Genomic DNA, 23,011 nt, shown 5'->3' on the forward strand with positions numbered 1-23,011 from the left:
ACTATCCGGGCGTAGTCTCGACGGGTGTCGTCCCCGGTCGAGAGATTCCGCGAATTGCTGCGCATCCCCACGGTCTCGCACGTCGATCCGGGCCGTGTCGACCTGGCCGCCTTCGACGCATTCCACGACGCTCTCGAACGCCTCTATCCCCGAATCCACGCGGCACTCGAGCGCGAGGTCGTGAGCGATCACGCGCTCCTCTACCGGTGGCGCGGGGCGAGCGATGCCGACCCTCTCGTGCTCATGGCGCACATGGACGTGGTCCCCGTCGTCGCGGAGGAGTGGCAGCATCCGCCCTTCGCGGCCGACCTCACCGGAACCGGCGCCACGATCCACGCCCGGGGCGCCATCGACGACAAAGGCGCACTGGTGGCGATCATGGAGGCCGTGGAGGCCCTGCTCGCCGACGGCACGACGCCGTCGCACGACGTCTACCTCGCGTTCGGTCACGACGAGGAGATCGGCGGTACCGGTGCGCAGGCGATCGTCGACGTGCTGCACGCGCGAGGTGTGCGCCCGGCACTCGTGATCGACGAAGGGGGCGCGGTCGTCCGCGGGGCCGTGCCGGGCGTCTCGGCGCCGACGGCCATGATCGGCGTGGCCGAGCGCGGCATCCTCTCGCTCGGGCTCACGGTTCCCGAACGCGGAGGGCACGCCTCGACCCCGCCGGCGATGCCCGCGACGGCGAGGCTCGCCCGCGCGATCGACCGCCTGCGCCGTCGTCCGTTCCCCCGTCGCCTCGCCCCGCCGGTGCGCGCCATGCTCGCGACCGCCGCACCGCACGCCTCGCGGTCGCTGCGCCCCGTCCTGCGCCGACTCGACAGGTTCGGTCCGCTGCTGGCCCGCGTGCTGTCGCGCCTCGGCCCCGAGCTCAACGCGATCGTGCGCACCACCGCGGTCGTCACCGAGCTGTCGGGCTCCGACGGGCAGAACGTGCTCGCGACACGCGCTCGGGCCACCGTCGACATCCGCCTCCTGACCGGAGACACGGTCGACTCGGCGGTCGCGCACGTCCGACGCGCCGTCGCCGACCCCCTCGTCGAGATCGACGTGCTGCGGGGGAGCGACCCCTCAGCCGTGTCGCCGTGGCGCGGCGACTCCTGGCAGCGGATCGCCCGCGCGGTGCGCGTGTCGCTCGGCGACGACGTCGTGCCGCTTCCCTACCTGCAGCTCGGTGCGAGCGACAGCAGGTGGTTCACCCGCATCAGCGACGCCGTCTACCGGTTCGCGCCGTTCACCCTGAGCGCCGACGAGCGCGCGGCGCTCCACTCGCACGATGAGCGGATCGGGGTCGACACGTGGCTGCGCGGGATCGAGTTCTACCGGGCGGTCATCCTCGACCGGTGAGCGGTCGCGGGGGGTCGTCCGACACCCCCAGGAGGAACGCGGCGATGCCGGTGGCGGTGCCCTCGAGCACCGGGCCGCGACCGAACGACCAGTCGGCGTCGGTCGCCCTCACGGTGCGGCCCTTCACCACCGCGCGGCGGTCGAACGGGGCGGATCCGGCGAGCCGCAGCGCCACGACGCCGGCCGTGGTCGCGTCGAGGCCGGGGTCGGTGTCGGCGGAGCGGGCGAGGAGCAGCAGCGCTCGCGCACCGGAGGCCAGGGCGCGCGCGCGACGGCGTCGACCGGTGCGAATGGCCTCGCCCAGGCGCGTGAGGCCCGCGGGCGTCGACGCGACCGCGAGGGCGGCGAACTCGTCTCGCAGGTCGGCATGGTCCAGGAAGGCCGGGAGCAACGGCCCACGGCCGGCCGCGTCGGCCGCGATGATCGCGGATGCGCGATCGACGATGTCGGCGAGGGCGCCTCGTCGGTCGTTCGACACACCGGTCTCGGCACCTCTCGGTCCACCGCTCAGCGGCAGGAAACGCGCGAAGTCCGACATCGCGCCAGTGTATTGGCGCGGTGGGAATGTGACAGAATCCGTTGCGAGTCGAGCGATGTGACTGTCACATGCTCGCAGCCGGCCCGAAACGCCTCCGACGAGGATGTCGCGTGTGACCGTGCACATGCAGGAGGCGGTAGATGAGCGACGACGCGGGAGGGCGACGGCCCAGCATCCGTGATGTCGCGCGCCTCGCCGAGGTGTCGCATCAGACCGTCTCGCGCGTGCTCAACGATCATCCGAGCATCCGCCCGGAGACGCGTGCGCGGGTGGTCGAGGTCATGGCTCAGCTGCAGTACCGGCCGAATCGCGCCGCGCGAGCACTGGTGACGTCGCGGTCGCAGACGATCGGGATCCTCGCCGCCGGCTCGACGAACTACGGCGCCGCCTCGAGCATCGCCGCGATCGAGACGGCGGCCCGCACGCGCGGCTACTGGGTGAGCACCGCGAACATCGACGTCAAGGATCCCGAGTCGATACCCGCCGGCATCGCCCATCTGATGGCGCAGTCCGTCGACGGGCTCGTCGTCATCGCGCCCCAGGTGCGGGTGCTCCGGGCGCTGGCGGCCGAGCAGCTCGACGTGCCGTACGTGACCCTCCAGTCGACCGAACTGGACGCCGACCACACCCTCTCGGTCGACCAGGTCGCCGGTGCACGACTGGCGACACGGCACCTGATCGAGCTCGGACACCGCAGCATCTACCACCTGGCCGGACCTCAGGACTGGATCGAGGCGGAGGCGCGGATGCGGGGGTTCCTCGCCGAGATGTCGGCGAGCGACATCCCGACGACGGCGCCGATCCTCGGCGACTGGACGGCGGAGTTCGGATACTACGCGGGGCGCGAGATGCTCGGGGTCCGCGATTTCACGGCGATCTTCTCCTCGAACGACCAGATGGCGCTCGGTCTGCTGCACGCCATCCGCGACGAGGGTCTCGAGGTGCCGAGGGACGTGAGCATCGTGGGATTCGACGACATCCCCGAGGCCGCCCACTTCTGGCCGCCGCTCACCACCGTGCGCCAGGACTTCGCCGAACTCGGTCGACGCTGCGTCGATGTGCTGCTCGGTTCCACCGACGCGGAGGCGACGTCGCTCGTGCCCGAGCTGGTCGTCCGCCGCTCCAGCGGGCCGGTTTCGCGCCTCTGAACCCGGCGTTACCAAGCTGAGACGTGCCGCGCTTGACAGTGGCGCCGCGGACCTGGCTATAGTTGCGCAATGTGAACGGTCACATGACCGGATCACGAGGGTGTGACGAAGGAGTCGTGATGGGCGCTGGCGATGCCGCCGAGCTGCACGACCCGTACGTGGCAGGCGTGAAGACCGAGGTCGCCGTCGCGCGTGTGCGGGCCGATGTGGCGGCTCTCCACGGCGAGCTGGTCCGTTACGGACTCGTCGTCTGGACGGGCGGCAACGTGTCGGGCCGCGTGCCCGGGGCCGACCTGTTCGTCATCAAGCCGTCGGGCGTGTCGTACGACGACCTCGCCCCCGAGAACATGATCGTCTGCGACCTCGACGGCCAGGTCGTCGAGGGGACGCCGGGGAGCAGCCGGGCGCCCTCAAGCGACACGGCGGCGCACGCGTTCGTGTACCGGAACCTTCCCGAGGTCGGCGGCATCGTCCACACGCACTCGACCTATGCCGTGGCGTGGGCGGCGCGCGGTGAAGAGATCCCGTGCACGATCGTGGCCGCGGCCGAGGAGTTCGGCGGACCGGTGCCGGTGGGTCCCTTCGCCATCGTCGGCGACGACTCGATCGGGCGCGGCATCGTCGAAACCCTTCGTGATTCGCGCTCCCGCGCCGTGCTGATGCGCAGCCACGGTCCGTTCACGATCGGCCAGACGCCCCGCGACGCCGTGCGGGCCGCCGTGGTGCTCGAGGACGTCGCACGCACGGTGCACATCGCCCGCGAGGGCGGCGCGGTGGAGCCCCTCCCCGCCGAGGCGATCGACCGCCTCCACGAGCGCACCCGGTCGCTCGACCACCAGACCACCGTCGAGCGCCGGGTCACCCCGCCGCGTCGCGGTCGCCGTTCGGAGAAGACCTCCGGTCGGACAGCAGATAAATGAACACCGAAACACCAAGACGAAGAAGTCCTATGAAAGGAATCACTGTGAAAGGCAAGAAGATTCTCGTCGCGGCGGTCGCCGCGGGAGCACTCCTGCTTTCGGCCTGCTCCGGCGGCTCGACCGGCGGCACCGGCGACGGCGGCGGAGACGGCGGCCTCATCGGCGTCGCGATGCCCACCAAGAGCTCCGAGCGCTGGATCCAGGACGGCAACGCCGTCAAGGCAGCCCTCGAGGAGCAGGGCTACACCGTCGACCTCCAGTACGCAGAGGACGACATCCCCACGCAGGTCTCGCAGATCGAGAACATGATCACCAAGGGCGCGGAAGCGCTCATCGTGGCCTCGATCGACGGCACGACGCTGACCGAGGTGCTGCAGAACGCCGCGGACTCCGACATCCCCGTCATCGCCTACGACCGCCTCATCCGCGACTCGGAGAACGTCAACTACTACGCGTCGTTCGACAACTTCCTCGTCGGTCAGCAGCAGGCGTGGTCGGTTCTCAACGGACTCGGTCTGACCGAGCTCGACGGCACCGCGATCGCGGGCGCGCCGGCAGGCCCGTTCAACATCGAGCTGTTCGCCGGTTCGCCCGACGACAACAACGCGACCTTCTTCTTCAACGGCGCCATGGACGTGCTCCAGCCGCTGATCGACGACGGAACGCTCGTGGTCAAGTCGGGTCAGACCGACTTCCAGCAGGTCGCCACGCTCCGCTGGGACGGCGAGACCGCCCAGAGCCGCATGGAGGACATCCTCACGGCGACCTACTCCGACGGCACGCAGGTCGACGCGATCCTGTCGCCCTACGACGGCATCTCGCGCGGCATCATCTCGGCACTCACCGACGCCGGCTACGCCGTCGGCGCCGAATGGCCGATCATCTCCGGCCAGGACGCCGAGCTCGACTCGGTCAAGGCCATCAACCGCGGTGAGCAGTACGCGACCATCTTCAAGGACACGCGTCAGCTCGCTCAGGTCTCCGTCGACATGGCGGTCGCCCTGCTCAACGACGAGGAGCCCGAGGTCAACAACACCACGGACTACGACAACGGCGTGAAGGTCGTGCCGTCGTACCTCCTCGACCCGGTGATCGTGGTCAAGGACAACATCACCGAGGTTCTCGTCGACAGCGATTACTGGACCGCGGACGAGGTCGCCGGCTAACACCCGAAGAAACGACGGGCCGGGCGGCGGGAGCCGCCCGGCCCTGTCTGGGGAGAGGAGAGACGGCATGGCCGACAACATTCTGGAGATGCGCGGGATCACCAAGACGTTCCCGGGGGTGAAGGCGCTGTCGAACGTGACGCTGAGCGTCGCCCGCGGCGAGGTCCACGCGATCTGCGGCGAGAACGGTGCGGGGAAGTCGACCCTGATGAAGGTGCTCTCGGGTGTCTACCCGCACGGCACCTACGAGGGCGCGATCGTGTTCGAGGGCGAGGAGGTGGCGTTCAAGAACCTCCGCGACAGCGAGGCGAAGGGCATCGTCATCATCCACCAGGAGCTGGCGCTGAGCCCGTACCTGTCGATCGCCGAGAACATCTTCCTCAACAACGAGCGCGCCTCGGGCGGACTCATCGACTGGAACAAGACGAACTTCGAAGCCGCGGCGCTGCTCAAGCGCGTGGGGCTCCGCGACAACCCGACGACGAAGATCAACCAGATCGGCGTCGGCAAGCAGCAGCTGGTCGAGATCGCGAAGGCGCTGTCGAAGGAGGTCAAGCTCCTCATCCTCGACGAGCCGACGGCGGCGTTGAACGACGAGGACTCCGCCCACCTGCTCGATCTCATCCTCCAGCTCAAGGCGGAGGGCGTGACATCGATCATCATCAGCCACAAGCTGAACGAGATCAAGCGCGTCGCCGACTCCGTCACGGTCATCCGCGACGGTAAGACGATCGAGACGATCTCGCAGGGCGACGTCACCGAGGACCGCATCATCAAGGACATGGTCGGTCGCGATCTCGAACACCGCTACCCCGACCACGAGCCCCAGATCGGCGAGGAGCTGCTCCGCGTCGAGGACTGGACGGCCCACCACCCCCAGGACCCCACGCGCGTCATGGTCGACAACGTGTCGATCAACGTGCGCGCCGGTGAGATCGTCGGCATCGCCGGCCTCATGGGAGCCGGTCGCACCGAGTTCGCGATGAGCCTGTTCGGCCGCAGCTACGGCACGCGGATCAGCGGCAAGGTGTTCATGCGCGGCAAGGAGATCAAGACCCGCACGGTCGCCGAGGCGATCGACAACGGCTTGGCCTACGCGACGGAGGACCGCAAGACGTTCGGGCTCAACCTGATCGAGGACATCAAGCGGAACGTCTCGATGGCTTCGCTCAAGAAGCTCGAGAAGGCCGGCCTCGTCAACGACAACGAGGAGTTCAAGGTCGCGAACGAGTACCGCCGCGACCTGAACATCAAGGCGCCCAACGTGCTGGTCAAGACCGGGAAGCTCTCCGGCGGCAACCAACAGAAGGTGGTGCTGTCGAAGTGGATCTACTCCGACCCCGAGGTGCTCATCCTGGATGAGCCCACCCGCGGCATCGACGTCGGTGCGAAGTACGAGATCTACACGATCATCAACAGGCTCGCAGCATCCGGCAAGGGGATCATCGTGATCTCCTCCGAGCTGCCGGAGCTGCTCGGCATCTCCGACCGCGTCTACGCGCTGTCGGAGGGGCGGATCACGGGCGAGCTGCCGATCGCCGAGGCGACACCCGAATCCGTCCTCAAGCTCATGACCATCGAGAATCCGCGCTGACGCGGCCACAGGAGCACGACATGACCAACAACACCGAAGCCGTCGGGGCGCAGATCAATCCGCCGGACAACAAGTTCACGCGCTGGTTCACGCACATCCTGACCGACCTCGGCCGCAACGGCATCTTCATCGCCCTCATCGCGGTCGTGGTGCTGTTCACGATCCTGACCAACGGCATCCTCCTGCGTCCGCAGAACATCTCCAACCTGGTGGTGCAGAACGGGTACATCCTGGTGCTGGCCATCGGCATGGTGATGGTCATCATCGCCGGCCACATCGACCTCTCGGTCGGTTCGGTCGCCGCCTTCGTCGGAGCGATCTCGGGCGTCTTCGCGGTGAAGATGGGGATGCCCTGGTGGCTGGCCGTCATCCTCTCCCTCGCGATCGGCGCCCTGGTGGGCGCGTGGCAGGGGTTCTGGATCGCCTTCGTCGGCATCCCCGCCTTCATCGTGACCCTCGCGGGCATGCTCATCTTCCGAGGCCTCGCCCTCGTCGTGCTCGGCAACGCGAACATCGGCTCGTTCCCCGACGAGTACCGGGCGCTCGGCAACGGGTTCCTCTCGGGCATCTTCGGTGAGAGCGAACCAGACATCTTCACCCTCGCAGTCGGCGCGGTCGTCGTGATCGCCCTCGTCGTGCAGCAGGTGCGCACCCGCGCCGGGCGTCGCAAATACGGTCAGGACGTCGAGCCCATCGTGTGGTTCATCGTCAAGCTCGTGCTGATCTCGGCGGCGATCGGGTTCTTCGTCTACTCGCTCGCCGGCTACAAGGGCGTGCCCGTCACGCTGATCATCCTGGCGGTGCTCGTGATGGTCTACGGCATCGTCATGAACCGCACGGTGTTCGGTCGCCACATCTACGCGATCGGCGGCAACCGTCACGCGGCCGAGCTGTCGGGCATCAAGACCCGCCGGGTCGACTTCTGGCTGTTCGTGAACATGGGCTTCCTCGCCGCCCTGGCCGGACTCATCTTCACCGCGCGTCTGAACCTCGCCGGCCCCAAGGCGGGCGACGGCTTCGAGCTCGAGGCGATCTCGGCGGCCTTCATCGGTGGAGCGGCGGTGCAGGGCGGCGTCGGAACCATCGGCGGCGCCATCATCGGTGGTCTCATCATCGGTGTGCTGAACAACGGTATGTCGATCATGGGTATCGGCATCGAGTGGCAGCAGGCCGTGAAGGGCCTGGTGCTCCTCCTCGCCGTCGCGTTCGACGTCTACAACAAGCGCCGCTCGGGCAACTGACGCCCGCGCGCACCGAACGCCCCGCCCCGCTCCGGGCGGGGCGTTCGTGCGTGCGTGCACCGCAGCATCCCGACCGCCGGGGCTCGCGGTCACCCGAGCGAGACCGCGGCCTCGAGGGTGAGCCAGGCGCCGAGCTGCACCGACAGGTCGCGTTCGGGTGCGTCGGGCGCCGGGTCGGCCGGGGTCTTCGCGTCGGCCGAGAAGACCGGCAGCCCATCGATCGTGGCGCGACCGGTCCAGAGGGCGTCGGCGTTCGCGATCACGAGGGAGCGGGCGGATGCTGCAGCCCTCTCGAGCGGCGCAGCATCCGGCTCCCCGGCCTGCGCCCGCGCGTGCAGTGCGGATGCGGCCTCGGCCAGGTAGCGGCACGCGATGCCGGCGAACAGCCCGCGGTCGCCTCCTCCCGCGCCCGGAAGGAGGAGCGACGGCCCGGTCCACGCGGCGATCGCCCCCACGAGGGAGGCCGCGCGGGACGCGAAGCGCGCGTCGTCGGCGGCGAGCGCGGCCGCCGCCCCCAGCGCGACACCCTGGCAGTACGTGTACAGCTCGGTCGCCCGGCGGGTCTCGACACCGTGTTCGACGACGACCCCGTCGATGATCAGCCCGCTCGAGGGATCGCGGAGGGTCTCGTCCATCCAGTCGCTCAGCCGCGCGGCGGCGTCTCGGCGACCGGTGCGGGCGAAGAGGATCGCGGCGGGCCCGTTCGCGGGGGCGTTGAAGAAGGGGTTGCCGACCTCCCACGGCACCGCGCCGACCGCGGGGTCGATCGCGGCCTCGAGCTGCGCGGCGATGCGTTCGGTCGCGCGGCGATGGCCGCCGCCGTGTTCGAGGGCGAGCCCCATCCACGCCAGGTCGTCGTAGAACGTGCGCGACAGCGTGCCGCCGTTGCGGAGGCGGATGCCGCGTGCGAGCGGCCGCAGGCGTCGTCGCCGGGACGGGGAGGGGCGGTGCGCGGCGGCGTCGAGCGCCGCGTCGAGCAGGTGCGCGCTCCACCAGTAGTGCCAGCGGGCAGGGCCCCCGCGGCGGCGCAGCGGGATCGGCGGCCACGCCGAGCGCCCCCACGACACCCCCGGGAACCCGCCGAGGTAGCGATCGAGGATCGCACGCTCGGCGGAGGCGGCTCGAGCGTTGCGTTCGGCGGTGTCCATTCCTTCATCCTCCTGTGCGGCGTGCACCCGACGGAGGAGAAGATGCGCACGGAGGAGGTTTCCGGCCGAATCGTCCTGCGCCGGCACCATCTCCTCCGCCCGGAACGGTCCGCTCAGGCCTTGAGCGCCTTCGCGATGCGCTGCGGCGAGACGGGCTCAGCGGTGCCCAGCCGCTGGGCGAACAGACTGACCCGCAGCTCCTCGAGCAGCCAGCGCGCGTGCGCGACTCCCGGGGCGGCGTCGAGGGGGAGGGGGATGCTGCCGCCGGCCTCCTGGAAGGGCGCGGCTGCCCGTTCGAACTCGGTCATCCGGCTGCGGTCCCGGCCGGCGTTGTCGGCGAGGGCGTTGACGCGCTCGAGCGCTCCGGCGAGATACCGCGGCACGTGCGCGAGGCGGGTCAGGCCGATGCGCGAGACGAAACCGGGGAACACCAGGCCCGAGAGCTGCCCGCGCACGTCGCCGAGAGCACCGAGGAGGGTGAGGGAGTTCTGCCCCTTCATCGCCCGATCGACGTCGCGGGCGGCGGCGAGAACGCGCGCGGCGAGCGACACCGCGGCGAAGGTGTCGTCGACGACGGCAGCCGAGAACGCGTCGCGCAGGCTCTCGAACTCCTGGCGGGTGCGCACGACGCGGCCGGGGGCGAGCCGGTCGAGCAGCTGGTCGACGACCGCGACCCGTGCGTCCTCGATGAGGGCCTTGGCGTTCTGATAAGGGGAGGCGGCGAGGGTCAGCTTCTCGTTCGCGGTGAGGTGGTCGAGCACGTACGTCGCCGGCGACGCGACGGCCAGCAGCAGCATCCGTCGCACCCCCGCCCTGGTGAGCGCCGCCGCGGAGTCGGCGGTGGCCTCGAGCCGGAGCGACACCGACGCTCCGTCGTCGACGATCGCGGGGTAGCCGCGCACGATGCCGCCCGCCACCTTCGTGTCGACCATCTCGGGCAGGTCGTCGAAGGTCCACGCGGTGAGCCCGGAGCGCTCGGGGAAGCCGGCCCCGCGGCCGTCGAGGGTCGCCGCGGCGATCTTCGCCGCGCCGCCCCTGGCGCCCTTCGGCGCCTCGCGGCCGGCGATCGTGTCGGCGACGCTCGTGCGGGCCCGGTCGGCGAGCCGGGCTTGGAGCGCCGCGAGATCGCGGTCGGTGCCGACCGTGCGGCCGCGGGCGTCGACGGCGCGGAACGACACGCGGAGGTGCGGCGAGACGCGCTCGAGCTCGAACTCTGCGGCGGTCACGGGCTGGTTCGCCACTCGCTGCACGAGGGCGGCGAGGGCGTCGACGAGAGAGACGGCGGGGAGCCCGTCGTGGTCTTCGGGGCCGCGCCCGGCGAGGTCGGCGGCGAACCGCTCGGCCCAGTCGGCCGCGGGTACCACGTTGCGGCGGATCGTCTTCGGCAGCGCCCGCAGCAGCGACGTGACGAGCTCGTCGCGGAGTCCCGGCACCTGCCAGTCGAAGCCGACCGGCCGCAGCGACGCCAGCAGGGCCAGCGGCACCACGACCGTCACGCCGTCGTCGTCGGCGCCCGGCTCGAAGCGGTAGGCGAGGCCGAGCACCTGATCGCCCTGGCGCCAACGCGACGGGAAGCCCTTGTCGTCGCCCCGACCGCCCTCGCCCGTGAGGTCGGCCTCGGTGACGTCGAGCAGTCGCGGCGTCCGCGCCGACGTCTCGGTCCACCACGCCTCGAACGACCGCACGTCGAAGACGTCGGCCGGCAGCCGGGCGTCGTAGAAGGCGAAGATCGCCTCGTCTCCGACGAGGATGTCGCGACGCCGCTCGCGCTCCTCGATCTTCTCGAGGAGCCGCCGCTGCTCGGTATTGCGTCGGAGGAACGCGGTCAGGCGCTTGTCGAGCGCCGAGGCGTCCCACTCGCCCTCGACGAGCGCGTGCCGCACGAACATCTCGCGGGCCAGCGGCCGGTCGAAGCGCGCGAGCTGCACGCGGCGGCGCGGCACGATCTCGACCCCGAAGAGCGTCACCTTCTCGTAGGCGGATGCTGCGCCCGCGGCTTTGGACCAGTGGGGCTCGCTCAGCGATCGCTTGGCGAGGTCTCCGGCGAGCGACTCGGCCCACGAGGGATCGATCGACGCCACGGTGCGGGCGTAGAGACGGGAGGTCTCGACGAGTTCGGCCGCCATGACCGCGGCGGGCTTGGCCTTGCGCAGCCCCGAGCCCGGGAAGATCGCGAACCGGGCGCCGCGCGCCCCGAGGTACTCCGCCCGCGGAGCGCCGGCGCCCCGCGCGGGCTTGCGGTCCTGCGGCGACTTCGCCGTGCGCACGTCGAGGAGGCCGATGTGCGAGAGGAGCCCCGAGAGGATCGCGCGGTGGATCGCATCGCCGGCCTCGTGCCCGCCGCTCGCCGTGACGTCGGACGACGACGCGCCGGCGGGCGCGGACGCGCGCGAGGGCGCGGGCGCCGCATCCTTCTTCCGTCTCCGGGGGCGATCGCCCGACGGCCCGAGCAGCGACCGCAGCTGCCGGTGCACGTCGGCCCATTCGCGCACCCGCACGTAGTTCAGATGTTCGGCGCGGCAGAGGCGGCGGAAGGCGCTCGATCCGAGCTCGGCCTGCTGCTCCTGCAGGTGGTTCCAGAGGTTCAGCAGCGAGAGGAAGTCGCTCGTCGGGTCGGTGAAGCGGGCGTGCAGGCGGTCGGCCTCCTCGCGCCGTTCCTCCGGGCGTTCGCGCACGTCCTGGATCGAGAGGCCGGCGACGATGGCCAGCACCTCCGACTCGACGCCGTCGCGGCGGGCCTCGATGAGCATCCGGGCGAAACGCGGATCGATGGGGAGACGAGCGAGTTCGCGACCGATGTCGGTGAGGCGCGGTTGCTCGTCGCGCGAGCGGGGCGCGCGCATCGCGCCGAGCTCGAGCAGCAGGTCGAACGCCGCCTTCACCCCCCGAGAGTCGGGCGGGGTGAGGAACGGGAACGCCGAGATGTCGCCGAATCCGAGCGAGAGCATCTGCAGGATGACGGAGGCGAGAGACGTGCGCAGGATCTCGGGCTCGGTGAACTCGGGGCGGCGGTCGAAGTCGTCCTCCGAGTACAGGCGGATCGCGATGCCGTCGGACGTGCGGCCCGCGCGGCCCGACCGCTGCTGGGCGGACGCCTGCGACACCGCCTCGATCGGGAGCCGCTGAACCTTCGACCGCGCGCTGTAGCGCGAGATGCGCGCCGTGCCCGTGTCGACGACGTAACGGATGCCGGGGACGGTGAGGCTCGTCTCGGCGACGTTCGTGGAGAGGATCACGCGTCTGCGGACGCCGGCCACCTTCGACCGCTCGAACACGCGGTGCTGCTCGGCCGCCGACAGCCGCCCGTAGAGGGGGAGCACCTCGGTGGGCGAGGCGTCGGAGGAGTACGCGCCGCGGACCGCGTCCGCCGCATCCCGGATCTCCGCCTCTCCCGGGAGGAATACCAGCACGTCGCCGGGGGCCTCGCGGTCGAGTTCGCGCAATGCCGCGACGATCCCGCCGATCTCGTCGGGGTCGTCGTCGGGCGCAGCCTTCTTCGACGCCGGAGCGACCGCGCTCTCGTCGGTCCCCGGGTCCGGTACCAACGGTCGGTACCGCACCTCGACCGGGTACGTGCGCCCCGACACCTCGATGATCGGAGCAGGGGTTCCCGCAGCATCCGCGAAGTGCTTCGCGAAGCTCTCGGGATCGATCGTCGCCGAGGTGACGATCACCTTGAGGTCGGGGCGCTCGGGGAGGATGCGGCGGAGGTACCCCAGCAGGAAGTCGACGTTCAGCGAGCGCTCGTGGGCCTCGTCGATGATGATCGTGTCGTAGCGGCGCAGGAGTCGGTCGCGATGGATCTCGTTGAGGAGGATCCCGTCGGTCAGCAGCGCGATGCGGGTGTCTTCGGTGACCTTGTCGGTAAAGCGCACCTTGTAGCCCACGGTCGTGCCCAGCGGCACCTGGAGCTCCTCGGCGATGCGCTCGGCGATCGTGCGGGCGGCGATCCGGCGGGGCTGGGTGTGCGCGATGCGCGTGCGGCCGAGCTCGAGGCAGATCTTCGGAAGCTGCGTGGTCTTGCCCGACCCGGTGGCTCCGGCGACGATCACCACCTGCGAGGCGGCGATGGCGCGCGCGATCTCGTCCCGCGCGGCGCTGACGGGCAGCTCGGGCGGGTACGTGATCACGGGTTCTGGCACAGACACAGCCTTCCATCGTAGATCCCCGGGCCCCTGCGCGGGCTTCGGTCGGCTCGCGGGCTTCGCGGGCGACGAGAAGCCCGCGTCTCCGCCGGTGGCCGCCTCTTCGACGAGACGGCGTCAAGCCCGCCCACCGCGTCGGTTCGGCTCCCTAGGCTGGGATCATGACGATTCCTCTTGTCGCACTGAACGACGGCCACCAGATCCCCCAGCTCGGCTACGGCGTGTTCAAGGTTCCCGCCGAAGACACCGAGCGCGCTGTCGCCGAAGCCCTCGAGATCGGCTACCGCCACATCGACACCGCCGCCATCTACGGCAACGAGGAGGGCGTGGGCGCGGCGATCGCGAAGAGCGGCATCGCCCGCGACGACCTCTTCGTGACGACGAAGCTCTGGAACGACCGGCAGAGCGGCGACCAGCCCTTCGAAGCGGTCACCGAGAGCCTCGACAAGCTCGGTCTCGAGTTCGTCGACCTCTACCTCATCCACTGGCCCACCCCGCAGAAGAACACGTTCCTCAACGCGTGGGAGCACCTCATCCAGATCCGCGACAACGGGCAGGCCCGCTCGATCGGCGTGTCGAACTTCCTGGTTCCGCACCTCGAGCGCATCGTCGAGGCGACCGGCGTCACCCCGGCGGTCAACCAGATCGAGCTGCACCCCGCTCACCAGCAGCGCGAGATCACCGCGTGGGCGGACGAGCACGACGTGCGCATCGAGTCGTGGGGTCCGCTCGGCCAGGGCAAGTACGACCTGTTCGGCCTGCCCGCCGTGGCCGATGCCGCCGCCGCGCACGAGAAGACCCCGGCACAGGTCGTGCTGCGCTGGCATCTGCAGAAGGGCTTCATCGTCTTCCCGAAGTCGGTGCGTCGCGAGCGCCTCGAGGAGAACTTCGACGTCTTCGACTTCGAGCTCAGCGGCCCCGAGCTCGTCGCGATCGATGCGCTCGACCCTCGCGACGGCTCGGGGCGCGTCAGCGCGCACCCCGCCGAGGTCAATTAGAACGGACGGATCGCCCTGAACAGCCGCCTGGCCGAGTCCTCGAGCCCCTACCTGCGCGCCCACGCCGACAACCCCGTCGCGTGGTTCGCGTGGGGGCCCGAGGCCTTCGCCGAGGCGGCGAGGCGGGGCGTTCCGGTGATGGTGTCGATCGGGTACGCGACCTGCCACTGGTGCCACGTCATGGCGCGGGAGTCGTTCCAGGACGCCGCGACCGCCGCCGTGATCAACGAGGGCTTCGTCGCGGTGAAGGTCGACCGCGAGGAGCATCCCGACGTCGATGCGGCCTACCTCGACGCAGCATCCGCCTTCACGCCCCATCTCGGCTGGCCGCTGACGGTCTTCACGACCCCCGAGGGCCGGGTCTTCTACGCGGGCACCTACTGGCCCGGCGAACCGCGACCGCCCCTGCCGGCGTTCCGCGAGGTGCTCAGCGCGGTGCGCGAGGCGTGGACCGAGCGCCGCGACGAGGTCGAGCGCACCGGGGCGGCCCTGCGGCAGGCCCTGGCCGAGGCGGCGTCGGCGGCATCCGACGCGGCCGGGCTGCCGACCCTCGACGACCTCGCGGATGCTGCGCGCCGCCTGGTAGGCCGAGAAGACCGCTCCTACGGAGGATTCGCCGCCGGTCCGGGTCTGGAGAATCCGAAGTTCCCGACCGTGCCGGCGCTGCGCTTCCTGCAGGCGTCGGCGCTGCCGGTGCCCGAGGCGCCCGCGGTCGCGCGCCGCGCACTCGAGGCGATGGCGGCGTCCGACCTGCACGATCCCGTCGACGGCGGATTCTTCCGGTACGCCACGCGCCGTGACTGGACCATCCCGCACTACGAGCGCATGCTGACCGACAACGCCGGACTCATCGAGGTCGCCCTCGACGCGGGCGCGCCCGAGATCGCGGCCGACGTCGCCCGGTTCCTGATCGACGTGCTGCAGCAGCCGACCGGCGGGTTCGCCGCCGCGCAGGACTCCGAGTCGATCATCGACGGGCGACGCGACGAGGGCGGCTACTACGCTCGCGACGCCCACGGTCGTGTGGGCCTCGCGCCGCCCGCTCTCGACGGCAAGATCGTCACGGCGTGGAACGGCCTCGCCGTCGGCGCGCTTGCCCGCGCCGGTGTCGCGCTCGGAGACTCCGGCGAGCGGTTGCTCGAGGCCGCCCGGTGGGCGGCCGAGGCGGTGCTCGAGACCAACATCGGCGACGAGGGGATGCTGCGCCGCGCGTCGCTCGACGAGATCGTCTCGCGTGCGCCCGCCACCCTCGAGGACTACGGATCGCTCGCTCGCGGGCTCGCTCTGCTCGCCGCCGCGACCGGCGAGGTGCGTTACGCCCGGGCCGCCCGCGACCTCGTCGACGCCTGCCTGCACGACGACGTCGTCGTCGTGCCCGGCGGGGGCGACCCGGTGCTGGTCGCCCAGGGGATGGCGGTCGGCGGCTCCGACGCCGACGGGGCCTCCCCGTCGCCCGCGGCCGCCTTCGCGGGCGGTGCGCTCGCGCTCTGGCACCTCGGCGCGGGGGAGCGCTACCGCGACGCGGCCGCCTCGCTCGTCGCCCGCGTCGCGCCCACCGCCCTCGAGCAGCCGCTCGGGCACGGAGCGATGCTCGACGTCGCCGTCGCGCTCGCCGCGCCGCCCCGGCAGCTCGTCGTCGTCGGAGCCCCGGGGAGCGCCCTCGGCGAGGCGGCACGCAGCATCCGTGCCGACGTCGTCGCGTTCGTCACGCCCGACCAGGCCGAGGCGTTCGCCGCCGACGGATTCTCGCTCTTCGAGGCCAAATCGGCCCAGGGCGGCCTCCCCACCGCCTACGACTGCCGCGGGTTCGTCTGCCGACTGCCCGTGACCGACCCGGCGCAGCTCAGCACCTGACCCGCGTCGGGCCTCGACACGCGAGAGTCCACAACACCCGGAGCGCCGCCCCCGGTCGTCCGGGTGTTCTGGCATCTCACGGCGGGGGGCCGGGCCTCAGTCGAGCAGGTGCCGCAGGAATCGGCCGGGCGCGTCGAGGAACGAGCGGTGCGAGCGCACGACCTCCAGATCCTCCCACTCGGTGCGGTGGATGCCGTCGTCGCCGAGCTCGAGGATCGTGGCGCCCGGGAGCGCCGCGAGAACGGGGGAGTGCGTCGCGCAGATCACCTGCGTGCCCCGGGAGCGCATGCGGTCGAGCGCGGCGAGCCAGCGCAGCGTCGAGGAGAACGACAGGGCGGCCTCCGGCTCGTCGAGACACGCCAGCCCCGTGACGAACTGCGGGTGGTCGAGCTTGTCGTCCAGCAGAGCGTTGAACGACTCGCCGTGGCTGAGGCGGTGGAGGCTCGGCTGCGCGCCGCCGAGGTCGTCGAGGTAGGAGTAGTAGCCGTGCATCGTCTCGGCGCGCAGGAAGAACCCCCACCGGGAGGCGCGGGGGCTGCGCTCGATCCGCAGCCACTGCCCGAGCGGCGACTCGGTCGCCCGCGTCTGCGCGCCGCCGTTGACCGTGCCGCCCTCCGGCGGCAGCCCCGCAGCCTCGGCGATGCCCTCCAGGAGCGTCGACTTGCCCGAGCCGTTCTCACCCACGAGGAACGTCACGCCGGCGTCGAACTCCCACCCGTCGGTGCGCGCGACGCCGAGGAAATCGGCGATCGCGGGGATCGTCGCCGGCCACGCCGACTCGTCGAACGAGGCGTTCTGGAACACCTTGACCCGCTGGATGGGCCGTTCGTCGGTGAGCCAGGCGTCGGTCCGGTCGTCCACGGTCAGATCCAGGTGGGCAGCCAGTTGTGGATGCGCCAGAACTCGTACGGCACCGTCATCCCCGTCCACACCGGGTACCAGAACGCCGAGACGAGCGTGACGATGACGAGGAAGACGATGACGGAGTTCTGTCCCGCGGCGCGGCGGGCGGGCGCAGCATCCGCTCTTCCGGCGATCTCGCGGAGCGCGAAGGTCAACGCGAGCACGAGGAACGGCATGATCGCGACCGTGTAGAACTGGAAGATCGTGCGCTCGGGGTAGAGCAGCCACGGCACGTACGTCGCGGCGACGCCGATCAGCACGGCGGCGTAACGCCACTCGAGCGTCATCGCGAAGCGGGCCGCGAGGAAGACGACCGCGGCGACGGCGGCCCACCAGATGAGAGGGTTCGGGATGCTGGAGACGGCCTCGACTCCGGCATCGCCCTGGTTCCAGTACATCGAGGTCGGGCGGATCAGCAGCGGCCACTGCCACGCCGGGCTCTGATAGCTGTGCGGCGTGGTGAGCCCCACGTGGAATCCGTAGATGTCCTGGTGGTACTTCCAGAGGTTCTGCAACCCCAGCGGCACCCACGACCAGAAGCCCTGCGCGGGCGCGTTGTCGACCGACTGCCGATCCCAGCCGCCGTCGGTGGTGAGCCAGCTCGTCCACGACACGAGGTAGACGACCGCCGCGACGGGGACGAGAAGGAGGAACGAGACCGGGCCCTGCCGGAACGCCGCATCGGCGGGCCAGATGCCGACACCGGCGCGCCGCCGGGCGAGGGCGTCGGTGACGACGACCCAGACGCCGAACGCCGCGAGCACGTAGAGGCCCGACCACTTCACGGCCGTCGCCGCCCCGAGGGCGGCACCCGCGGCGAGCAGCCAGGGACGGTTCCAGAACACCGGACCCCAGGCGGGGTCGTGCCCGGAGGCCTCGCGCGCCGCGGCGAACGCGGCGAGGCGGGCGACGTGGCGGCGCCGGTCGAGCAGCACGAACCAGAAGCCGAGAAGCAGGAAGAAGGTGAGGATGCCGTCGAGCAGCGCGACGCGGCTGAGGACGATCGACAGTCCGTCGATGGCGAGCAGACCCGACGCGATGCCGGCGAAGACGACGGAGCGGGTCAGGGTCTTGGCGACGAGGTAGACCAGCAGGACCGTCGCGGTGCCGAAGACGGCGACGGCGAACCGCCACCCGGTCGACGAGTCGGGGCCGAACAGGGCCATGCCGAGGCCGATGAAGAAGCGTCCGAGCGGGGGGTGCACCACGAAGCTGCCCGCGGTCTCGAACGCGTTCGTGTCGCCGCCGAGGAAGAGCGCGTCGGCGCCCTCGGGCGGCCACTTCGCGGGGAAGCCGAGCACCCACTGACTCCAGGAGTCCTTGACGTAGTAGGTCTCGTCGAAGACGATCGCGCGGGGGTGCCCCAGGTTCCAGAACCGCAGCACCCCGGCGAAGAGGGTCACGAGCACCGGGACGAGCCACGAGAACAGCCGCTCGCGCTGCGGATCGGCCGCGATCCGCGCGCGCCACCGGTCGAGGGGCGCCGGTCGCTGCGTGGGGAGCAGCGGCTCGGCGGTCGTCACGGGAACAGCCTACTTCCGCGCGGTGCGTCAGCGGATGCTGAGGGGCGGGGCGAACCCGCCGAACCCCGCGCCTAGGGTGGGACGGTGATCATCCTCGCGGCGACGCCCATCGGCAATCTCGGCGACGCGTCTCGTCGGCTCGTCGAGGCTCTGGAAGCGGCGACGGTGATCGCCGCCGAAGACACCCGCACCACGATCCGGCTGCTCAGCGCGCTCGGCATCGAGAACCGGCCGAAGCTCGTCGCCCTCCACGACCACAACGAGAAGGAGCGCGCGGGCGATCTCGCCGAGCGCGCCCGCACCGAAGACGTTCTGGTGCTCAGCGACGCGGGCATGCCGACGGTCAGCGATCCCGGTTACGGTCTCGTCGCCGCTGCCGCCGCCGCGGGCGTGCGCGTGACGGTCATCCCCGGCCCGAGCGCCGTGCTCACCGCGCTCGCCGTCTCCGGTCTCCCGACCGACCGCTTCGCCTTCGAGGGCTTCCCGCCGCGGAAGTCGGGGGAGCGCCGCGCAGCGTTCACGGCCCTGGCGAGCGAGGCCCGCACCCTCGTCTTCTTCGAAGCGCCGTCGCGTCTCGCGGCGACGCTTCATGACATGGCCGCGGGCTTCGGCGCCGACCGGCGGGCGGCGGTCTGCCGCGAGCTGACCAAGCTGCACGAGGAGGTCGTGCGCGGCCCGCTCTCCGACCTCGCCGAATGGGCCGAGACCGGCGCGCGGGGCGAGATCGTGGTGGTCGTCGCCGGTGCCGAGCCGCGAGCCGTGGCCTTCCCCGACGCCGTGACGCAGGTGCTCGAGATGGTGCGCACCGGCACCCGCCTCAAAGAGGCCGCCGGCGAGGTGTCGACCCTCACGGGCCACTCCTCACGCGAGCTCTACCAGGCCGCGCTCGCCGTGAAGCGCTGACGCCCTCGCGCACGGCCGTCGGAGAATCGCACCTGCGTCGGAGGATGTGCGTGCATCCATCCGACGTCGGCGCGATCCTCCGACCCGGGGCGTCGTCCGTCACAGCGACCGGGGCGCCGCATCCGCCCCCGTAGAATCTCCGGGTGAGCAACGGCCGGTCTTTCTATGTCACGACGCCGATCTTCTATCCGAGCGACGTGCCCCACATCGGCCACGGGTACACCACCGTGGCCGTCGACGCGCTCGCGCGCTGGCACCGCCAGTCGGGTGACGACACCTGGATGCTGACCGGAACCGACGAGCACGGCCAGAAGATGATGCGTGCCGCCGCGGCGAACGGATCGACGCCGCAGGAGTGGGTCGACAAGCTCGTGGGCGAGTCGTGGTTCCCGCTGCTGAAGACCCTCGACGTCGCGAACGACGACTTCATCCGAACGAGTCAGCCGCGCCACGAGGAGCGCGTGGCGCAGTTCGTGCAGGCGCTCTACGACCGCGGCTACATCTACGCGGGCGAGTTCGAGGCGCTGTACTGCGTCGGCTGCGAGGAGTTCAAGACCGAGGCCGAGATCGTCGACGGGACCGGGGCCTTCGAGGGGCTCAAGGTCTGCGCGATCCACTCGAAGCCGCTCGAGCTGCTGCAGGAGAAGAACTACTTCTTCAAGCTCAGCGAGTTTCAGGACCGCCTCCTCGACCTGTACCGCACGGTGCCCGACTTCGTCCGGCCCGAGTCGGCGCGGAACGAAGTCGTCTCGTTCGTCAAGAACGGGCTGAAGGACCTGTCGATCTCGCGCTCGACCTTCGACTGGGGCATCGGGGTGCCGTGGGACTCCTCCCACGTCATCTACGTCTGGGTCGACGCCCTTCTGAACTACGCCACCGCGGTCGGCTACGGCTCCGACCCCGAGCAGTTCGCCCGTCGCTGGCCGGCGTACCACGTGGTCGGCAAAGACATCCTGCGCTTCCACGCGGTGATCTGGCCCGCGATGCTCATGGCCGCCGGCGTCGAGGTGCCGCGCGGCGTCTTCGCGCACGGCTGGCTGCTCGTCGGCGGCGAGAAGATGTCGAAGTCGAAGCTCACCGGCATCGCGCCGACCGAGATCACCGATGTCTTCGGCTCCGACGCCTACCGGTTCTACTTCCTCTCGGCGATCGCGTTCGGACAGGACGGCTCGTTCTCGTGGGAAGACCTGTCGGCCCGCTACCAGGCGGAGCTCGCCAACGGCTTCGGCAACCTCGCCTCGCGCACGGTCGCCATGATCGAGCGGTACTACGAGGGGATCGTTCCGGTCGCGGGCCCCTACACCGACGCCGATCTGGCGATCCAGAAGACGGTGGCGGATGCGGCGACCACCGCCGATGCGGCCATCGAGCGGTTCCGGATCGATGAGGCGATCGAGGCGATCTGGACGATCGTCACCGAGCTCAACGGCTACATCACGATCAACGAGCCGTGGGCGCTCGCCAAGGACGAGACGAAGCGCGAACGGCTGGGAACGGTGCTCTACACCGCCGCCGAGGGGCTGCGGGCGCTCGCCGTGCTGCTCTCGCCCGTCATGCCCGAGTCGACCGAGAAGCTCTGGATCGCCCTGGGCGCCGCCGAGACGATCGGCCGCCTGCACGACCAGCCCCTCCGTGAGGCCGGTGAGTGGGGCGTGCTGCGCCCCGGTTCGTCGGTCAACGGCCTCGCGCCGCTGTTCCCGCGCGTCGAGCAGGAGAAATGAGCACAGCTCCCGGATCGGAGCCGGTCGAGCGGCCGCGCGGCACGCTCGATCAGGCCGATCCGAGCGCGTACGTGCGCGAGCGATCGGTCGACGGTCGCCGTGACGTGAGCTATCCGCCCGCGCCCGAGCCGCTGACGGTCGGGGTGTTCGACAACCACACGCACCTCGAGATCGCCGACGGCGACGAGGGGCTCTCGCTCGACGAGCAGCTCGCCCGCGCGGTCGAGGTGGGCGTGCTCGGGGTCGTGCAGGCCGGCGGCGACATCGACTCGTCGCGCTGGTCGGCGTGGGCCGCCGCATCCCACCCCCGCGTGCTCGCCGCCGTCGCCATCCATCCGAACGAGGCGCCGGCGTACGAGGAGGCGGGGGAGCTGGACGCGGCGATCGACGCCATCGATGTCCTCGCGGCGGAGCCTCGGGTGCGGGCGATCGGCGAGACGGGGCTCGACTTCTTCCGCACGGAGGAGAGCGGGTTCGCCGCGCAGCACCGCTCGTTCGAGGCGCATATCGCGCTGGCGAAGAAGCACGGCATCGCGATGCAGATCCACGACCGCGACGCGCACGACGCCGTGCTCGAGACGCTCGAGCGGGTCGGGGCGCCGGATAAGACGGTGTTCCACTGCTTCTCCGGCGACGAAGCGATGGCCCGGATCGCCGCCGACCGCGGCTACTACCTCTCGTTCGCCGGCAACGTCACCTTCAAGAACGCGCAGAACCTCCGCGATGCGCTGCGGGTCACCCCGCGCGAGCGCATCCTGGTCGAGACCGACGCCCCGTTCCTCACACCCGTGCCCTACCGGGGGCGTCCGAACGCGCCGTATCTCGTGCCCGTGACGATGCGCTACCTCGCCGACGAACTCGGGGCCGACCTCGATGAGCTCTGCGCCCAGGTCGCCGCGAACACCCTCGAGGTCTACGGCTCCTTCGACTGACTCGGCCGGGCGCGACCCCGCTGTCCGGGCGCTTCGACAGGCTCCGCGACCGGGCTGGTACCTGACCGACCGGTCCCTGAGCTTGTCGAAGGGTCCGGGCCGGGAACGCGAAAGGGGCGCCGCGAATGCGACGCCCCTCTCGTGAACCTCAGACCGCGTCGGGGCTGGGCGCGTCGATCGCGGCCCGCTGGGGGCCGCCCGACTTCAGCATCGCGAGGCGGGCCTCGACCTCGGTGAGCTCACCGACGTCTTCGAGCTGGTTGAACTGCGCGTCGATGCTCGAGGCGGCGAGCTCCTGCTTGCCGGCGGCGAGGGCCTCCTGGCGGCGGATCTTGTCTTCGAAGCGGCCGAGCTCGCTCGTCGGGTCGAGCACGTCGACCGACTTCACGGCGTCGTGCACGCGGTTCTGGGCCTCGGCGACCTTCGAGCGGGCCAGCAGCTCGCTGCGCTTGGAGCGCAGCTGCTCGAGCTTGCCCTTCATGCCGTTGAGGCCGTCCTTGAGCTTGTCGACGACCTCGGTCTGCGACGCGATGGTCGGAGCCGCCGACTTCGCCTCGTTCTCCGCGGAGATCTGACGCTGCAGGGCGATCTTCGCCAGGTTGTCGAACTTGTCGGCCTCGGCCGGGTTCGTGGGGCGCACCTCGTCGGCGCGCTTCGACGCCGCGAGAGCCTTGTTGCCCCACTCGGCCGCAGCCTGGACGTCTTCCTGGTGGTCGCGCTCGAGGAGGCGGAGGTTGCCGATGGTCTCGGCGATCGCCGACTCCGCATCGTGGATCGAGTTCGTATAATCGCGCACGAGCTGGTCGAGCATCTTCTGCGGGTCTTCCGCCTGATCGATCAGCGAGTTGACGTTCGCGCGGATGAGGGTGGAGATGCGACCGAAGATGGACTGCTTGGCCATCGGGGTTCCTTCCTGTTGACGTCTGTTCC

Annotated in this window: 17 protein-coding genes; 11 read left to right on the plus strand and 6 right to left on the minus strand. The window is 70.7% G+C overall.

What is annotated here, in order from left to right:
• The first annotated feature begins 24 nt into the window (after positions 1-24).
• Positions 25-1,347 (plus strand): M20/M25/M40 family metallo-hydrolase, encoded by a 1,323-nt coding sequence (locus FVP77_RS02800; RefSeq protein ID WP_147893153.1) that lies wholly within the window; start codon positions 25-27, stop codon positions 1,345-1,347.
• Here the strand turns inward: FVP77_RS02800 and FVP77_RS02805 are convergent.
• Positions 1,331-1,885 carry a hypothetical protein gene (locus FVP77_RS02805; protein ID WP_147893154.1) on the minus strand — a complete coding sequence of 185 codons (555 nt, stop codon included), beginning with the start codon at positions 1,883-1,885 and terminating at the stop codon, positions 1,331-1,333. The two genes, FVP77_RS02800 and FVP77_RS02805, sit on opposite strands and share 17 nt — an antisense overlap.
• A 140-nt stretch (positions 1,886-2,025) precedes the next feature.
• On the opposite strand from FVP77_RS02805, the gene FVP77_RS02810 reads away from it, so the two are divergent.
• The 5 genes from FVP77_RS02810 (at position 2,026) to mmsB (ending at position 7,954) form a co-directional block, all read left to right on the plus strand.
• Complete coding sequence (locus tag FVP77_RS02810) at positions 2,026-3,033, plus strand: LacI family DNA-binding transcriptional regulator (protein ID WP_147893155.1); 1,008 nt, start codon at positions 2,026-2,028, stop codon at positions 3,031-3,033.
• 119 nt (positions 3,034-3,152) lie between these two features.
• Entirely contained in the window at positions 3,153-3,953 is an 801-nt protein-coding gene (locus tag FVP77_RS02815) for an L-ribulose-5-phosphate 4-epimerase (RefSeq protein ID WP_147893156.1), read from the plus strand.
• 29 nt (positions 3,954-3,982) lie between these two features.
• A complete protein-coding gene (gene chvE / locus FVP77_RS02820) occupies positions 3,983-5,119 on the plus strand; it encodes a multiple monosaccharide ABC transporter substrate-binding protein (protein WP_187266789.1) in 1,137 nt (378 codons plus the stop codon).
• 67 nt (positions 5,120-5,186) lie between these two features.
• A complete protein-coding gene (gene mmsA / locus FVP77_RS02825) occupies positions 5,187-6,713 on the plus strand; it encodes a multiple monosaccharide ABC transporter ATP-binding protein (RefSeq protein WP_147893157.1) in 1,527 nt (508 codons plus the stop codon).
• A gap of 20 nt (positions 6,714-6,733) precedes the next feature.
• Positions 6,734-7,954 carry a multiple monosaccharide ABC transporter permease gene (mmsB, locus tag FVP77_RS02830; protein ID WP_147893158.1) on the plus strand — a complete coding sequence of 407 codons (1,221 nt, stop codon included), beginning with the start codon at positions 6,734-6,736 and terminating at the stop codon, positions 7,952-7,954.
• Positions 7,955-8,043: 89 nt separating this feature from the next.
• Here the strand turns inward: mmsB and FVP77_RS02835 are convergent, their stop codons facing one another.
• Both FVP77_RS02835 and hrpA read right to left on the minus strand, forming a co-directional pair.
• Positions 8,044-9,102, minus strand: coding sequence for a glycoside hydrolase family 76 protein (locus FVP77_RS02835; protein WP_147893159.1), 1,059 nt, complete (start codon positions 9,100-9,102; stop codon positions 8,044-8,046).
• 113 nt (positions 9,103-9,215) lie between these two features.
• Positions 9,216-13,250 carry an ATP-dependent RNA helicase HrpA gene (hrpA, locus tag FVP77_RS02840; RefSeq protein WP_147893160.1) on the minus strand — a complete coding sequence of 1,345 codons (4,035 nt, stop codon included), beginning with the start codon at positions 13,248-13,250 and terminating at the stop codon, positions 9,216-9,218.
• A 158-nt stretch (positions 13,251-13,408) separates the two neighbouring features.
• Here hrpA and FVP77_RS02845 point away from each other — a divergent pair, with 158 nt between their 5' ends.
• Entirely contained in the window at positions 13,409-14,245 is an 837-nt protein-coding gene (locus tag FVP77_RS02845; protein WP_147893161.1) for an aldo/keto reductase, read from the plus strand.
• Between the two features lie 15 nt (positions 14,246-14,260).
• The gene (locus tag FVP77_RS02850) at positions 14,261-16,099 is read left to right on the plus strand and encodes a thioredoxin domain-containing protein (RefSeq protein ID WP_147893162.1); all 1,839 of its coding nucleotides are present in this window, start codon (positions 14,261-14,263) and stop codon (positions 16,097-16,099) included.
• Between the two features lie 96 nt (positions 16,100-16,195).
• Here the strand turns inward: FVP77_RS02850 and FVP77_RS02855 are convergent, their stop codons facing one another.
• Positions 16,196-16,960, minus strand: coding sequence for an AAA family ATPase (locus FVP77_RS02855; RefSeq protein ID WP_147893163.1), 765 nt, complete (start codon positions 16,958-16,960; stop codon positions 16,196-16,198).
• Between the two features lie 2 nt (positions 16,961-16,962).
• Positions 16,963-18,525 carry a dolichyl-phosphate-mannose--protein mannosyltransferase gene (locus FVP77_RS02860; RefSeq protein WP_246133950.1) on the minus strand — a complete coding sequence of 521 codons (1,563 nt, stop codon included), beginning with the start codon at positions 18,523-18,525 and terminating at the stop codon, positions 16,963-16,965.
• Between the two features lie 84 nt (positions 18,526-18,609).
• Here FVP77_RS02860 and rsmI point away from each other — a divergent pair, with 84 nt between their 5' ends.
• The 3 genes from rsmI to FVP77_RS02875 all read left to right on the plus strand — a co-directional run bounded on the left by rsmI (position 18,610) and on the right by FVP77_RS02875 (position 22,081).
• Positions 18,610-19,428 carry a 16S rRNA (cytidine(1402)-2'-O)-methyltransferase gene (gene rsmI, locus FVP77_RS02865; RefSeq protein WP_121150181.1) on the plus strand — a complete coding sequence of 273 codons (819 nt, stop codon included), beginning with the start codon at positions 18,610-18,612 and terminating at the stop codon, positions 19,426-19,428.
• A 143-nt stretch (positions 19,429-19,571) separates the two neighbouring features.
• The gene (gene metG, locus FVP77_RS02870; protein ID WP_147893164.1) at positions 19,572-21,149 is read left to right on the plus strand and encodes a methionine--tRNA ligase; all 1,578 of its coding nucleotides are present in this window, start codon (positions 19,572-19,574) and stop codon (positions 21,147-21,149) included.
• Positions 21,146-22,081 (plus strand): TatD family hydrolase, encoded by a 936-nt coding sequence (locus FVP77_RS02875; RefSeq protein WP_147893165.1) that lies wholly within the window; start codon positions 21,146-21,148, stop codon positions 22,079-22,081. Before metG ends, FVP77_RS02875 begins: the two co-directional genes overlap by 4 nt.
• A 148-nt stretch (positions 22,082-22,229) precedes the next feature.
• Here FVP77_RS02875 and FVP77_RS02880 read toward each other — a convergent pair whose 3' ends face one another.
• Positions 22,230-22,982, minus strand: coding sequence for a PspA/IM30 family protein (locus FVP77_RS02880; protein WP_121150184.1), 753 nt, complete (start codon positions 22,980-22,982; stop codon positions 22,230-22,232).
• Positions 22,983-23,011 lie beyond the last annotated feature (29 nt).

The sequence above is a fragment of the Microbacterium hatanonis genome, assembly GCF_008017415.1.
Classification (GTDB): domain Bacteria; phylum Actinomycetota; class Actinomycetes; order Actinomycetales; family Microbacteriaceae; genus Microbacterium; species Microbacterium hatanonis.